Here is a 14,990-nt window from a genome sequence, read left to right as displayed (position 1 = left end):
CACACGCCCGTCCGGGGCCGTTCACGAACGGCCCCGCGGGTATGAAAGGGACGACTTCAAGTGCTCAAATTCATCATCCGGAGGGTCGGCGCCGCGATAGGCATCCTGTTCGGCGCCTCCCTCCTGCTCTACGTACTGGTCATCAACTCGGGCGATCCCCTGGAAGACCTGCGGGAGAGCAACGCCGAGAACCGCGAGTATCTGATCCAGCAGCGCATCGAGTTCATGAACCTCGACGTGCCCTGGTATCAGCGCTACTGGGACTGGCTCGCCGGGGTCGGCAAGTGCTTCGCCCTCCAGTGCGACCTCGGAACGAACCGCTCCGGCGTCTCGGTGGACAGCCTGCTGGCCCTGGCCGCCAGCTCCACGCTGCGCCTGGTCCTGCTGGCGACGGTCCTCGCGCTCATCATCGGCATCGCGATCGGCATCCTGACCGCCATCCGGCAGTACTCCGGGCTCGATTACGGCGTCACGTTCGCCACCTTCCTGTTCTTCTCGCTGCCGGTCTTCTGGGCTGCCGTGCTCCTCAAGGAGTACATGGCCATCGGCTACAACGACTGGCTGCGCGATCCCGACTTCACGCTCGGGCAGATCCTCGTGATCGCGGCGATCGCCGGATTCCTCATGCAGGTCTTCCTTGCCGGCAGCCTGCGGCGCCGCATCCTCACGTTCGCGGTGACCGCGGTCTTCATCGGAGCCGCGCTGCCCACGCTCCTGGCGCTCGGCTACTTCCGCGAGCCCCGCCTCGGCTACGTCGGCGTCGCCCTCCTGACCTTCGCCGTCGCGCTCAGCGCCACGGCGATGAGCGTCGGGCTCAAGACCCGGAAGGTGCTCTACCCCGCGCTCATCACGGCAGCGCTGGTCAGCGTCCTCCAGATCGTGCTCGTCAACGTGTTCGTCTACTACATGAACTGGTGGATCATGGCCGCCGGCCTGGCTCTGGCCTTCGTGATCCCGTGGTTCATCGGCCATTCCATGGGCGGTCGCTACAAGGGCACGGCTGCGGGGGTCAGCATGACCACCGGCGTCGTGGGCGCCGGCCTGACCGTGCTGGACCACTTCTTCCGCAGCTGGCCCGGGTTCCTGGACCTGAAGCCGCGGCCGATCTCGACCATCGGCTCGCAGACGCCGAACTTCGCCGGCGGATTCTGGGAGACCGCGCTCGACTACGGCACCCAGCTGATCCTGCCGACGATCCTGCTGACCGTCATCTCGCTGGCGAGCTACAGCCGCTACACCCGGGCCTCCATGCTCGAGGTCAGCCGTCAGGACTACATCCGCACGGCCCGCTCCAAGGGGCTGCCCGAGCGCACGGTCATCTTCCGGCACGCCTTCCGCAACGCGCTGATCCCCATCGCCACGATCGCGGCCTTCGATTTCGCGGCCCTCATCGGCGGCGCGGTGATCACGGAGACCGTGTTCGGCTGGAAGGGAATGGGTGAGCTCTTCATCACCGGCCTCGACCAGGTGGACCCGGCACCCGTGATGGCGTTCTTCCTCGTCACCGGCACCGCGGCCATCCTCTTCAACCTGCTGGCCGACATCTTCTACGCAATTCTGGACCCGAGGATCAGGGTATGAGCATCGACAAGAACATGAACACGCCCGGGAGCGGGGACGTCTACTCGCTGGCCGAGGCCGAGGACGCCGCGCTCCTGGCGAAGGACACCCAGTCCCTCTCGCAGGGCCAGCTCGTCCGGCGGCGGTTCGTCGCCCACAAGGGAGCGATGATCTCGCTCGGGGTCCTCGTCTTCATCACCCTCTTCGCCTATACCTCCGTCGGATTTGCCGGGGTCCCCGGCTGGTGGGGCAAGAGCTACCTCGACGCGGCGACCACCGTGGACGGCGGCCGGCCCACCCTGAGCCTGATCCCGCAGTGGCTCGGCGGCTCGGGCATCGCCTGGGGCGATCACCCGTTCGGGCAGGAGAACACGGGCAAGGACTACTTCGCGCTCGTGATGCGCGGAACGCAGAAATCGATCATCATCGGCGTCGTCGTGGGCATCGTGGCCACGGCCATCGGAGCGATCATCGGCGCTGTCGCGGGCTACTTCCGCGGCTGGGTCGACTCGATCCTGATGCGCCTCACCGACCTCTTCATCGTCATCCCGCTCCTGGTCCTGGCCGCTGTCCTCGGCCAGATGGCCGGCAACCTGGGCGGATCGATCATCACGCTCGCCGTGGTCCTGGGCCTGGTGACCTGGACGGGCCTGGCCCGCCTGGTGCGGGGCGAGGTCCTCTCGCTCCGCGAACGCGAGTTCGTCTCCGCCGCCCAGGCGATGGGCGCCGGCTCCGGACGCATCATCTTCAAGCACCTGCTGCCCAACACGATCGGCGTGATCGTCGTCAACGCGACCTTCGCGATCGCCAGCGCCATCCTGCTCGAGAGCTCGCTGAGCTTCCTCGGTTTCGGCGTCCAGCCCCCCGAGTCGTCGTTGGGCTTGCTCATCAGCCAGTACCAGAACGCGTTCACCAACCGGCCGTGGCTCTTCTGGTGGCCGGGGATGATCATCCTGGCCATCGCCCTCTCCGTGAACTTCATCGGCGACGGCCTCCGCGACGCGTTCGACCCCCGCCAGAGCCGCAAGCACAAGCGCGGCCTCTTCGGCCTCACGAAAGCGAAGGGCTGACCATGAACAGCAAATCGTCACCCGACACGGGCCACGAGCGGCGCGGCGAGCCCGCCCTCGGCTTCACCGACCTGGACGTCCGCTTCGCCACCGAGTTCGGCGGAGTCCATGCCGTCAAGGGGCTCTCGCTGGAGGTAGCCCGCGGCGAGGTCGTCGCCCTCGTCGGCGAGTCCGGATCCGGCAAGTCCGTCACCTCGACGGCGGCCATGGGCCTGCTGCCGGAGAACGCCACGGTCGCCGGCGAGGCGCGCGTGGGCGGCATCGACGTCGTCGGACTGGACCCGGAGAAGGTGCGCAGGATGCGCGCCACGAAGATCGCCATGATCTTCCAGGAGCCGATGACCGCACTGAACCCGGTGCTGAGCATCGAGCGCCAGATGACCGAGGCGCTCGAGCTGCACGACCTCGCCTACGGCCAGGACGCCACGGCCCGGGCGGTCGAGCTCCTGCGCCTGGTCGGCATCCCGGACCCCGAGCGGCGGATCAAGCAGTACCCGCACCAGTTCTCCGGTGGGCAGCGCCAGCGCATCGTCATCGCGATGGCCATCTCCTGCGAGCCAGAGGTGATCATCGCCGACGAGCCGACCACGGCCCTCGACGTGACGGTCCAGGCCGACATCCTGGACCTGCTCCGCCGGCTCAAGGACGACCTCGACGTCGGCATCCTCCTCATCACGCACAACATGGGCGTGGTCGCCGACCTCGCCGACCGCGTGGCCGTGATGTTCCGCGGCCGATTGGTCGAGACCGGCACCGTGGACGACGTCCTGAACCGGCCGGAGCACCCGTACACGCGCAAGCTCCTCGAATCGGTCCCGAAGCTGAGCCACGTGGATCTCCACGAGGCCTACTCGGATGCGCCCGAGGATCCCTTCCGGGACCTCGTGCTGGAGGCCAACAACCTGGTCCTCGAGTACGAGATGCGGGGCAAGCGGTTCCGCGCCGTGGAGGACGTGTCCTTCTCCGTGGGCCGGCAGGAGATCCTCGGCGTCGTGGGCGAGTCCGGTTCCGGCAAGTCCACCATCGCCAAGGCCGTCCTGGGCCTGCTGCCGATCGCCAGCGGCACGCTGGCCGTGCGCGGTCGCGACCTGGCCAAGCTGCGCCCGCGGGAGGCCAAGGAGGTCCGGCGGAAGATCGGAGTGGTCTTCCAGGACCCGGCGGCGTCGTTGAACCCGCGCTTCCCGATCGGCGACTGCATCATCGAGCCGATGGTGATCCACAAGGAGGGCGACCGGAAGAGCCGGATGGAGCGCGCCCAGGAGCTCCTCGACGCCGTGCGCCTGCCACGCGACGTCGTCAACCGGTACCCGCACGAGCTCTCCGGCGGCCAGCGCCAGCGCGTCTCCATCGCACGCGCGCTGACGCTGCAGCCCGAACTGCTGATCGCCGACGAGCCGACGTCGGCCCTCGACGTCTCGGTGCAGGCCGCCGTGCTGGAGATGATCAAGGAGCTCCAGGCCCAGTACGAGTTCGCGTGCCTCTTCGTGAGCCACGACCTCGCCGTGGTGGACATGCTCGCCGACCACGTCGTCGTCATGAAGGACGGCCACGCGGTGGAGCGGGGGAGCACCAACTACGTCCTGCACCACCCGCAGAACGACTACACCCGGCGCCTCCTCGCCGCGGCACCGGTGCCCGAGCCCGGCGAGCAGCGGGAGCGCCGCGAGGCCCGACGGGAGTTGCTGGGGCAGCCCTGACCGGTCCCGCGAGAGCGGGTCGGGAAGCGGGGGAGGACACGACGGCGGGGCGCCGGGGAACGCCGAACGGCACCCGGCGCGCCGCCGTCGTGCATCTTCGACTAGAATGGAGATGTCTGGGCCCTCCGCGCGCCCGCTCCCTCTATTTTAAGCGAGTCCTCTACGCATGACTGAAACCATCACCCGGCGCGATAATCTTCGCAACGTCGCCATCGTGGCGCACGTCGACCACGGAAAGACCACGCTCGTCGACGCGATGCTCGGCCAGACCGGTGCCTTCTCGTCCCATGGCGAGACCGAGGACCGCGTGATGGATTCGGGCGAGCTCGAACGCGAGAAGGGCATCACGATCCTCGCCAAGAACACCACGGTGTTCTACTCCGGCCCCGCGGCCAAGGGCGAGGAGATCCTCATCAACGTCATCGACACGCCCGGCCACGCCGACTTCGGCGGAGAGGTCGAGCGCGGCCTGTCCATGGTCGACGGCGTCGTCCTGCTCGTCGACGCGTCCGAGGGCCCGCTGCCGCAGACGCGCTTCGTCCTCGGCAAGGCCCTGGCCGCCAAGCTGCCCGTGATCCTCGTGGTCAACAAGACCGACCGCCCGGATGCCCGCATCGACGGCGTCGTCTCCGACACCATGGACCTGCTCCTCGGCCTCGCCTCGGACCTGGCTGACGAGGTCCCCGACCTCGATCTGGACTCCGTCCTCGACCTGCCCGTCGTCTACGCGTCCGGCAAGGCCGGCCGCGCGTCGACCGTCCAGCCGGGAGACGGCGACCTGCCGGACAGCGAGGATCTCGAGCCGCTCTTCGAGACGATCCTCAAGCATGTCCCGGCTCCGACCTACACGCCGGGCGAGGTCCTGCAGGCGCACGTGACCAACCTCGACGCCTCGCCGTTCCTCGGCCGCCTGGCGCTGCTGCGCATCTTCAACGGCACGCTGCGCAAGGGCCAGCAGGTCGCCTGGGCCAAGTCGGACGGCTCCATGTCCCACGTGAAGATCACCGAGCTCCTGGCCACCAAGGGCCTGACCCGCGTTCCGGCCGAGGAGGCCGGGCCCGGCGAGATCGTCGCCGTGGCCGGCATCGAGGACATCATGATCGGCGAGACGCTCACCGACTACGACAACCCGAAGCCGCTGCCGCGCATCACCGTGGACCCGCCCGCGATCTCCATGACCATCGGCATCAACACCTCGCCGCTGGCCGGCAAGGTCAAGGGCGCCAAGGTCACCGCTCGCCAGGTGAAGGACCGCCTCGACAAGGAGCTCGTCGGCAACGTGTCGCTGCGCGTGCTCCCGACCGAGCGTCCCGATGCCTGGGAGGTCCAGGGCCGCGGCGAGCTGGCCCTGGCCATCCTCGTGGAGCAGATGCGCCGCGAGGGCTTCGAGCTGACCGTCGGCAAGCCGCAGGTCGTCACCCGCGAGGTCGACGGCAAGATCCACGAGCCGATGGAGCACATGATCATCGACGTCCCCGAGGAGTTCCTCGGCGCCGTCACCCAGCTCATGGCCGGCCGCAAGGGCCGCATGGAGGGCATGACGAACCACGGCACCGGCTGGGTCCGGATGGAGTTCGTGGTCCCGGCCCGTGGCCTGATCGGCTTCCGCACCAAGTTCCTCACGGAGACCCGAGGCGCCGGCATCGCCAGCTCCTACTCCGAGGGCTACGAGCCCTGGGCCGGCCCGATCGAGTACCGCACCAACGGCTCGATGGTGGCCGACCGGGCGGGCGTCGTGACGCCGTTCGCGATGATCAACCTGCAGGAGCGCGGCAAGTTCTTCGTGAAGCCGACCTCCGAGGTCTACGAGGGCATGATCGTCGGCGAGAACTCGCGCGCCGACGACATGGAGGTCAACATCACGAAGGAGAAGAAGCTGACGAACATGCGTTCGGCGGCCGCTGACACCTTCGAGAACCTGACCCCGCCGCGCATCCTCACCCTCGAGGAGTCCCTCGAGTTCGCCCGCGAGGACGAGTGCGTCGAGGTGACCCCGGAGGCCATCCGCATCCGCAAGGTCATCCTCAACGCCAGCGAGCGCGCCAAGGCCGCTCGCTCCCGCGCCCGCGTCTGACCCCCGCGCCCGGCCCCGCCGGGAGCACCAGCGCCGCACCGGCCGCCGTCGTACGACGGCGGCCGGTGCCGTGCCGAGGCCCTTCACCGACGCACCGCACCGACACACCGCACGGACGCACCGCACCGACGCCCTGTCGCCGCACCCGCGGCGGCAGGGCGTCGGTCGTCGGCGGAGGCCTGCGGGCGCCGGCGGGCGGGACGGCGTAGAATCGCGCCGAGCCTCTACGACAGAAGGAACCCATGTCCGCACTGCACGCCGACGAATCGGATCCGAGGTCTGCCCGGTCCGCCGGGCGGCGCCTGACCGGCACCGTCTCCGCGATCGTCTGCTCGGTGGTGGCCGCCGCCCTCGCCGCGGTCCTGGGCACCCTCCTGCACGCCCAGGTCCTCTACGTCCAGGACGCACCCGTCCCGTGGGGTGCCGTGGCCGCGCTGGTCCTCGCCGGCGCCGCCGCGGTCGCGGCCGCGACCTACTCGGGCCGGCTGTGGGCCGCCGCGCTCACCGGGGCGCTGACCTACGGCGCGGTCGCGCTCATCACGCTCGACACCAGCAACTGGTTCATCGTCGCCTGGGCGCAGCGCGAGGTCATGCCCGGCCCGGCGCTGGCCGGTGCCGTCTGGGTCTACGGCCTGGTGGCCTCCACGGTCGCGGCGCTCCTGATCGCGGCCCGCTCACTGCGCGGGGACCGCGCGTAGGAGGCGGTCAGCCCGCCGTCTGGTCCAGGTGGTGGGCGATGAACAACGACGTCGCCACACCGTCCTCGTCGGGCTGTCGCATCGCGTAGTCGGCGACGAGGGCGGTGATCTTCTCGATGAGCTCGCGCTGGTTCTCCGGGCTGAGCTTCAACCCGATGCGCATGATCTGGATCTCGTCCGGCGTGAGGCCGTCGATCTCCTGGAGGAAGGTGTCCACCAGGACCGGAGCCGCATCGGGGATCTTCGTGCCCCAGGACATCCGGGTCGCCCGGTACGGGACCTCCTTGGCGCCCCGCTTGCCGCGGCGTGGCTCCTCGGCCTCGAGGAATCCGTTGGCCAGCAGCGTCCGCACGTGGTGCAGGGAGGTCGCCGGGTTGATGTCGAGGAGGTCCGCGATCTCCTTGTTGGTGCGGGCCTTGTGCAGGCACAGCCGCAGGATGCGCAATCGCAGGGGTGAGCTCAGGGCGCGGGCGCGGGCCTGCATCTCCTCATCGGTTCCCTTGGCGGAAGACATGCCGTCAAGCATACGGGAGGAAGCGGTCAGTGATTGGTTTTCTCAAACCGGACGGCGGGCCGGGCCCGGCGTGCGGTCATCGCCGGCGCGGGGGAGGCGGCGGGACCAGCTTGGCGTGCGTGACGGCGTCGAGCGGGACGGCGACGACGCCATGGCGCGTCTCGATCCTGATCACGGCCCCCTCCGGGGCGTCCTCGACGACGCCTCGGCAGAGGCCCAGCGCGTCGGAGAGCGTCGAGCCACCGGGCCCCGGCTGCGCCAGCCGGTAGCGCACCACGAGCCGTTCACCCACGGCAACGTCGCGTAATGAACGGATCTGCATGTCACGAGTTTAACGTCATGTGTGCCTCGGGACGCCCACTGCTCGGCGAGAGGGGAAAAGGTCTAAGCTGGGAGGCAGTGTCATCGCGCCCGTCCGGCGCCTCCACGCGGGGGCGCCGGACGGGCGTGGCCAGAAGCTCTCGATCTCAGTTAGGAAGGCACCGGGTTCCGTGACCTACATCATCGCCCAGCCGTGCGTGGACGTTAAGGACAAGGCCTGCATCGACGAATGCCCCGTCGACTGCATCTACGAGGGCGAGCGCTCCCTGTACATCCACCCGGACGAGTGCGTCGACTGCGGGGCCTGCGAGCCGGTGTGCCCCGTCGAGGCCATCTACTACGAGGACGACGTCCCGGACGAGTGGGCCGACTACTACAAGGCGAACGTCGAGTTCTTCGAGGAGATCGGTTCCCCCGGCGGAGCAGCGAAGCTCGGCAACACCGGCAAGGACCACACGCTCATCGCGGCCCTGCCCCCGCAGAACCAGGACTGACGCGGCGTGCTGACGCTGCCGGACTACCCCTGGGAATCGCTCCGGCCCTTCCGCGAGCGCGCGGCCCGGCATCCCGACGGCACGGTCGACCTGTCCATCGGCACGCCCGTCGACCCGACGCCCCGCCTGATCCAGGAGGCCCTCGCCACCGCCGCCGACGCCCCGGGCTACCCGACGACCCATGGGACGGCCGCCCTGCGCGAGGCCATCGCGGGCTGGTATGCGCGCCGTCGGCGCGTCCCCGCGCTGGACCCGGAGCACATCATGCCGACGGTGGGCTCGAAGGAGCTCGTCGCGTGGCTGCCGCTGCTGCTCGGACTGGGCGCCGGCGACGTCGTCGTCCGCCCGGTCGTGGCGTACCCGACCTACGACATCGGCGCCCGGCTGGCCGGTGCCGAGTCGGTCGCGGCCGACTCGCTCGCCGACCTGGACGAGACCACCCGGAGCCGGGTGAGGCTGGTGTGGGTCAACTCGCCGGGGAACCCCACGGGCATCGTCCGCACCGCGGCCGAGCTCAAGGCGATCGTTGACGACGCCCGGGGCCTCGGCGCCGTCGTCGCGTCCGACGAGTGCTACGCCGAGCTCGGCTGGGGCCAGTGGGAGGACGGGGTCCCGGGGATCCTGGAGGACGCCGTCAGCGGCGGCGACCTGACCGATCTGATCAGCGTCTACTCGCTGTCCAAGCAGTCCAACCTGGCGGGGTACCGCGCCTCGTTCGTCGCCGGCGCGCCGAACCTGATGCCGACGCTCGTCAACACGCGCAAGCACGCCGGCATGATCGTCCCGTTCCCCGTGCAGGAGGCCATGCGCGTGGCTGTCGGGGACGACGCCCATGTCGCCGCCCAGAAGGATCTCTACCGGGGCCGCCGCGAGCGGCTCCAGCCGGCGCTGGCGGCCTTCGGCCTGCGCGTCGAGCACTCGGAGGCCGGGCTGTACCTCTGGGCGACCGCGGGGGAGGACACCTGGGACACGGTGGGACGCCTCGCGGACCTCGGAATCGTCGTCGGACCGGGCAGTTTCTACGGTGCCGCAGGGGAGGGCTACGTGCGGCTGGCGCTGACCGCTCCGGACGAGCGGATCGACGCCGCCGTCCGCCGACTGAGCGCCACCGCTTGACCGATTTGTGGCGGGTCGACAGATAACCCGATTAGAAATGTGGTGAGTCCGACAGGTACGGTGTTGCCTGATTACGGCCGGCGCGGCACCATGCCCACGCCGAACCACCTTCACTCCGAACCAAGGAGAGGTCATGACGGAACAGAATTCCGCACGCCTGGCGTTCGATGGCGCAGAGCTCGAGCTGCCGGTCGTCCCGGCAGTCGAGGGCAATGCCGGCTTCGACATCGCTCCGCTGCTGAAGACCACCGGGAACGTCACCTACGATCCGGGCTTCATGAACACGGCCGCCACGAAGTCGGCCATCACCTACATCGACGGCGACGCCGGCATCCTCCGCTACCGCGGATACCCGATCGACCAGATCGCCCAGAACTCGAGCTTCCTCGAGACCTCGTACCTCCTGATCTACGGCGAGCTCCCGACGCCGACGGAGCTGGAGGAGTTCGACCACAAGATCCGCCGCCACACGCTGCTGCACGAGGAGCTCAAGGGCTTCTTCGGGAGCTTCCCGCGCGATGCGCATCCGATGCCGGTGCTCTCCTCGGCCGTCTCGGCCCTGTCGACCTGGTACCAGGACGCGCTCGACCCGTTCGACGACGAGCAGGTCGAGGTCTCCACGATCCGCCTGCTCGCGAAGGTCCCGGTCATCGCCGCCTACGCCTACAAGAAGTCCGTCGGCCAGGCGCTGCTGTACCCGGACAATTCGCACAGTCTCGTCGAGAACTTCATGCGGCTCACCTTCGGCATCGCCGCCGAGCCGTACGAGATGGACCCCGAGTTCGTCCGTGCCCTGGACCTGCTGCTCATCCTGCACGCGGACCACGAGCAGAACTGCTCGACCTCGACGGTCCGCCTGGTCGGCTCCTCCAACGCCAATCTCTTCGCCTCCGTCTCCGCCGGCATCAACGCCCTCTTCGGTCCGGCCCACGGCGGCGCCAACGAGGCCGTGCTGAAGATGCTGCGCCGCATCCAGGCCGAGGGCATCTCGCCCGAGGACTACATGGAGAAGGTCAAGAACAAGGAGGACGGCGTCCGCCTCATGGGCTTCGGCCACCGGGTCTACAAGAACTACGACCCGCGCGCGAAGATCATCAAGCAGACCGCGCACGACATCCTCGGCCGTCTCGGCGGCAACGACGAGCTGCTCGACATCGCGATGCGGCTCGAGGAGAAGGCCCTCGCCGACGACTACTTCATCGAGCGCAAGCTCTACCCGAACGTCGATTTCTACACCGGCCTCATCTACAAGGCGATGGGCTTCCCGGAGAAGATGTTCACGGTCCTCTTCGCCATCGGCCGCCTGCCGGGCTGGGTCGCCCAGTGGCGCGAGATGATCAAGGACCCGGCCCTGAAGATCGGCCGTCCCCGCCAGATCTACACGGGCGAGCCGGAGCGCCAGTTCCCGTCCCGCTGACCGCGACCGCCCAGCACGAACGCCGCGACCCCACGGGGGCCGCGGCGTTCTGCGTCGGGGCGCCTTGCCTGGGCCGGGTGCGTGGCCGCGGGCGGGGGCGTCAGTCGCCGGTGGCGAGCGTGATGACGACGGCGTCGGCCGGCGGCTCGGGCGTCCGTCCGGCCACCGCCGTCGTGCTGGCCTCGGCCGCGGGCACCCACTCGCCGGTCGCCCGCTCCCAGACCCGGCCGTCGGCCTGCACCGCCACGATGCTTTCCGCGCCGGCGTGCGCGACCGCCCAGTGCGCCACGACCCAGACGGTGCGCCCGGTTGCGGGGACCGCCACGCGACCCGGCTCGGACCGGGCGTCCAGGCCCAGGTGGGCGCCGACGGCGGCCGCGACGCGCCCCGGATCGCCCGCGCCCTCGGCGGGACGCAGGTCGCACGTCAGGGCGGCGGGGGAGTGGCCGGTGAGCGCAGAGGCGAAGGCGCGCGCCATGGGCTCGTGCTGGGCGTATGCCTCGGGGAAGGCGCTGCGCTGGACCCTCTGCGCCGCCTCTGTCACGCGCAGCGACGCGTAGTCGAATGTCGCGAGCTCCTGGTAGAAGCGGTTCGCCGCGTAGACGGGATCCATGACCTGGGCCTGCGTGCCCCACCCCTGCGACGGCCGCTGCTGGAAGAGCCCCCGCGAGTCCGGGCCGGCGTCGTCCCCGTAGTCGATGTTGCGCAGCTTCGACTCCTGCATGGCCGTGGCCAGGCCGATCGTGGCGGCACGCGCCTGCAGGCCGCGCCGGACGGACGTGCCCGCGATGAGGGCCGCGTTGGCCGCCTGATCCGAGGCGAGGGAGTGGTTGAGGATCTCGCCGGGCCGCTCGGGATCCGGCACGACGGCGGTGCAGCGCTCACGGACGAACTGCCGGGAGTCGGTGGCCCAGTTGACGGCCGCCACCGCACCGGCAACGAGGACGGCGACGCCCAGGACCGCCGTGAGGCAGGATCCCAGCCGTCGCCGTCGTCGGGTCACGGTGCTGCGCGGGCCGCGGGTGCGGTCAGTTGGCGTGGAGGGCAGAGTTCAGCTCCACGGTCTGCCCGGCGCGGGCGAGGGCCTCGACGGCTCCGGTGGTGGAGTTGCGGCGGAAGAGCAGGTTCGGGACGCCGGAGAGTTCCAGCGCCTTGACCACCTTGCCGTCGACGGCCACGCGGGTGCCGGCGGTGACATAGAGGCCCGCCTCGACGACGCAGTCGTCGCCGATCGAGATGCCCACGCCGGCGTTCGCGCCGAGCAGGACGCGCTCACCGATGACGATCTTCTCCTTGCCGCCGCCGGAGAGGGTGCCCATGATGGAGGCGCCGCCGCCGACGTCGGACCCGTCGCCCACGACGACGGACGCGGAGATCCGTCCCTCGACCATCGACGTGCCGAGGGTGCCGGCGTTGAAGTTCACGAAGCCCTCGTGCATGACCGTGGTGCCCTCGGCCAGGTGGGCGCCCAGGCGGACGCGGTCGGCGTCGGCGATGCGCACACCGGTGGGGACCACGTAGTCGACCATGCGCGGGAACTTGTCGACCCCGTAGACGGTGACCGCGCCGCGGCGGCGCAGCTTCAGGCGTGTGGTCTCGAAGCCCTGGACGTGGCAGGGGCCGAAGTTCGTCCAGACCACGTTGGCCAGATGGGCGAAGATGCCGTCGAGGTTGATGGTGTTCGGCGCGGCGAGGCGATGCGAGAGGAGGTGCAGGCGCAGCCACACATCGGCCGGGCTGGTCGGGGCGGCGTCCAGGTCGACCTCGACCGAGACGACCTCCTGGGTGGTCCCGCGGTCGGCGTCGTCGGCGACGGCGGCCGAGAGCTCGGCGGTCAGGTCCTGGGCGTGGTCCAGGGCGCCGAGGGCCGGCGCGGGGAACCACACGTCGAGGACGGTGCCGTCGGCGGCGACCGTCGCGAGGCCGTGACCGGCGGCGTGGCGCGGGGAAGCGGGGGTGGCTGCAGAAGTCATGCACCCATCCTAGGGGCGCGCCCAGCGATAGGCTGGATGCGTGACACACTCTGAATCCGCCGCATCGGCACCCGTAGAACTCGACCTGGCCGGCGACGTCGCGCACCTCACGGAGCAGCTGATCAACATCGCCTCGGTCTCCGACGACGAGCGGCCGCTGGCCGATGCGGTCGAGGCCGCGCTCTCGGCGCTGCCGCACCTCCGGGTCCACCGCGACGGGGACTCCTTGGTCGCCCGGACCGAGCTGGGCCGGCCCGAGCGGATCATCCTGGCCGGACACCTCGACACCGTCCCCCTGCCCACCACCGCGGGCTCCCGGGGCACCGTCCCGGCGACCTGGGACTCCGATGAGCGCGGCGAGGTCCTCTACGGTCGGGGCGCGACGGACATGAAGGGCGGCGTCGCCGTCCAGCTCGCGCTGGCGGCGGCCCTCGTCGACCCGAACCGGGACGTCACGTATGTCTTCTACGACCACGAGGAGGTCGAGGGCTACAAGTCAGGCCTCGGCCGCCTCTACCGCAAAGCACCGGAACTGCTCGGCGGAGACTTCGCCATCCTGCTCGAGCCGACGAACGGCACGGTGGAGGGCGGCTGCAACGGCACCATCCGCTTCCGCGTGACCACGCACGGCAAGGCGGCCCACTCCGCGCGCGCCTGGATGGGGGAGAACGCGGTCCACGGCATGGCGGACGTCCTGACCCGCCTCGCCGTGCACCGACCGGTCACGGTCGACGTCGACGGGCTGGCCTACCGCGAGTCGCTCAACGCCGTGCGCATCTCCGGCGGTGTCGCCGGCAACGTGATCCCGGACCACTGCGAGGTGGAGATCAACTACCGTTTCGCCCCGGACAAGGGCCCGGACGACGCCGAAGCGTACGTCCGCGCGCTCCTGCCCGGCTACGAGCTCGAGCGCACGGACGCGGCCGCCGGGGCGCGGCCGGGCCTGACCCACCCGGCGGCGGCGGCCTTCGTCGCGACGGTCGGGCAGGAGCCCAAGCCGAAGTACGGGTGGACGGACGTCTCGAGGTTCTCCGAGGCGGGAGTCCCGGCCGTGAACTTCGGACCGGGTGACGCTCTGCTGGCGCACACCGACGACGAGCACGTCCCGGCGCAGGCCGTCCGCGACTGCTACTCGGCGCTGCACCGCTGGCTCACCGCCCCCGGGTAGCCGCCCAGCGCTGCGGTGTGGATCCAGTCCTCCGCACTTGTCCTCCACAGGTCTGTGACAGTTGCAGCCGTGCACAGAGGCACCCGCCCCGCCCTCCGGACGTCGTGATGCGCCTCGGGCGAGGACAGCGGTATGCCTATCTCCGGTAGGGCCGGTGCGGAAACCAGTGAGGTCACGCCCCACTCCAATGAGGCAGGGGCGGAGTATGAGACTCTGCCGTCCGAGCGGGATGCCGGGAGTCTCGGTGTGCGAGGACGGCGACATGGAGGTTGCGGATTGACCATGCGCACCGGCGCTCTGATGGCTTCGAGTGTTGCTTGGGTGCGGTGGATCGGAACCAACTCTCCATCCGGGGCCGCACGGCTTTCACCGTGCTGCGGCGAATCGTCCCCCGAACCATGCGCTACCGGGCACGGCAGAGGGCGGCGAGGCCCCCGCATGCTCGCCGCCCTCCTTACGGGCCGCTGCGAGGGAGACAGTGCCTCCTCGTAGCTTGAGCTCCGTCGCCATGCGCCTACTGTCTAGCGCTCGGCGTGCGTGCAACGCTCGAGCAGCTCCACGTAAGCAAACGAAGGCGGTTCGTGGGGCCGTCCGCGGTCAATCGTGCTGCTCTCCGTCGTGCGGTCACTCAGCCCGACGGCGAATCGCACGAATGACGAGTATCGAGCCGGCGAGGATACTGAGGGCGCCCGCAGAACCGAGGATCCATAGTGTGGGTCCACTAACGCCCGTTACAGCCAGGCCGGAGCGCGGCCCGTCCGTCTCGACATTTTCGCTGGGCTCTGCGGGGGTGCTGGGCTCTGCGGGGGTGCTGGGCTCTGCGGGGGTGCTGGGCTCTGCGGGGGTGCTGGGCTCTGCGGGGGTGCTGGGCTCTGCGGGGGTGCTGAG

The 14,990-nt window shown here is 70.0% G+C and carries 13 protein-coding genes; 9 read left to right on the top strand and 4 right to left on the bottom strand.

What is annotated here, in order from left to right; genetic code table 11:
* The first annotated feature begins 60 nt into the window (after positions 1-60).
* From RIN46_RS08610 to RIN46_RS08590, 5 genes are all read left to right on the top strand, one after another.
* Entirely contained in the window at positions 61-1,581 is a 1,521-nt protein-coding gene (locus tag RIN46_RS08610; protein WP_309082354.1) for an ABC transporter permease, read from the top strand.
* Positions 1,578-2,630, top strand: coding sequence for an ABC transporter permease (locus RIN46_RS08605; RefSeq protein ID WP_309082355.1), 1,053 nt, complete (start codon positions 1,578-1,580; stop codon positions 2,628-2,630). The genes RIN46_RS08610 and RIN46_RS08605 overlap by 4 nt, the downstream gene beginning before the upstream one ends.
* A gap of 2 nt (positions 2,631-2,632) precedes the next feature.
* Entirely contained in the window at positions 2,633-4,327 is a 1,695-nt protein-coding gene (locus tag RIN46_RS08600; RefSeq protein ID WP_309082356.1) for an ABC transporter ATP-binding protein, read from the top strand.
* Positions 4,328-4,493: 166 nt separating this feature from the next.
* Complete coding sequence (gene typA, locus RIN46_RS08595) at positions 4,494-6,401, top strand: translational GTPase TypA (protein ID WP_309082357.1); 1,908 nt, start codon at positions 4,494-4,496, stop codon at positions 6,399-6,401.
* Between the two features lie 242 nt (positions 6,402-6,643).
* Positions 6,644-7,099: a hypothetical protein gene (locus RIN46_RS08590; protein ID WP_309082358.1), complete on the top strand. Its 456-nt coding sequence runs from the start codon at positions 6,644-6,646 to the stop codon at positions 7,097-7,099.
* A 7-nt stretch (positions 7,100-7,106) separates the two neighbouring features.
* Here RIN46_RS08590 and RIN46_RS08585 read toward each other — a convergent pair whose 3' ends face one another.
* Together RIN46_RS08585 and RIN46_RS08580 are read right to left on the bottom strand one after the other, a co-directional pair.
* The gene (locus RIN46_RS08585; protein WP_309082359.1) at positions 7,107-7,613 is read right to left on the bottom strand and encodes a helix-turn-helix domain-containing protein; all 507 of its coding nucleotides are present in this window, start codon (positions 7,611-7,613) and stop codon (positions 7,107-7,109) included.
* A gap of 76 nt (positions 7,614-7,689) precedes the next feature.
* On the bottom strand, positions 7,690-7,935 hold the full coding sequence (locus RIN46_RS08580) for a hypothetical protein (RefSeq protein WP_309082360.1): 246 nt from the start codon (positions 7,933-7,935) through the stop codon (positions 7,690-7,692).
* A 169-nt stretch (positions 7,936-8,104) separates the two neighbouring features.
* On the opposite strand from RIN46_RS08580, the gene fdxA reads away from it, so the two are divergent.
* From fdxA to RIN46_RS08565, 3 genes are all read left to right on the top strand, one after another.
* A complete protein-coding gene (gene fdxA / locus RIN46_RS08575; RefSeq protein ID WP_309082361.1) occupies positions 8,105-8,428 on the top strand; it encodes a ferredoxin in 324 nt (107 codons plus the stop codon).
* 6 nt (positions 8,429-8,434) lie between these two features.
* A complete protein-coding gene (dapC, locus tag RIN46_RS08570) occupies positions 8,435-9,544 on the top strand; it encodes a succinyldiaminopimelate transaminase (protein WP_309082362.1) in 1,110 nt (369 codons plus the stop codon).
* A 133-nt stretch (positions 9,545-9,677) separates the two neighbouring features.
* Positions 9,678-10,961 (top strand): citrate synthase, encoded by a 1,284-nt coding sequence (locus RIN46_RS08565; protein ID WP_309082363.1) that lies wholly within the window; start codon positions 9,678-9,680, stop codon positions 10,959-10,961.
* Positions 10,962-11,061: 100 nt separating this feature from the next.
* Here RIN46_RS08565 and RIN46_RS08560 read toward each other — a convergent pair whose 3' ends face one another.
* Entirely contained in the window at positions 11,062-11,964 is a 903-nt protein-coding gene (locus RIN46_RS08560) for a hypothetical protein (protein ID WP_309082364.1), read from the bottom strand.
* 25 nt (positions 11,965-11,989) lie between these two features.
* Entirely contained in the window at positions 11,990-12,934 is a 945-nt protein-coding gene (gene dapD, locus RIN46_RS08555) for a 2,3,4,5-tetrahydropyridine-2,6-dicarboxylate N-succinyltransferase (protein ID WP_309082365.1), read from the bottom strand.
* 40 nt (positions 12,935-12,974) lie between these two features.
* On the opposite strand from dapD, the gene dapE reads away from it, so the two are divergent.
* Positions 12,975-14,102, top strand: coding sequence for a succinyl-diaminopimelate desuccinylase (gene dapE / locus RIN46_RS08550; protein WP_309082366.1), 1,128 nt, complete (start codon positions 12,975-12,977; stop codon positions 14,100-14,102).
* Positions 14,103-14,990: the final 888 nt, after the last annotated feature.

The sequence above is a fragment of the Zhihengliuella sp. genome, assembly GCF_031178195.1.
Classification (GTDB): domain Bacteria; phylum Actinomycetota; class Actinomycetes; order Actinomycetales; family Micrococcaceae; genus Zhihengliuella.
Note: the sequence above shows the minus strand (reverse complement) of the source record. Positions and strands in the feature narration are given on the sequence as shown.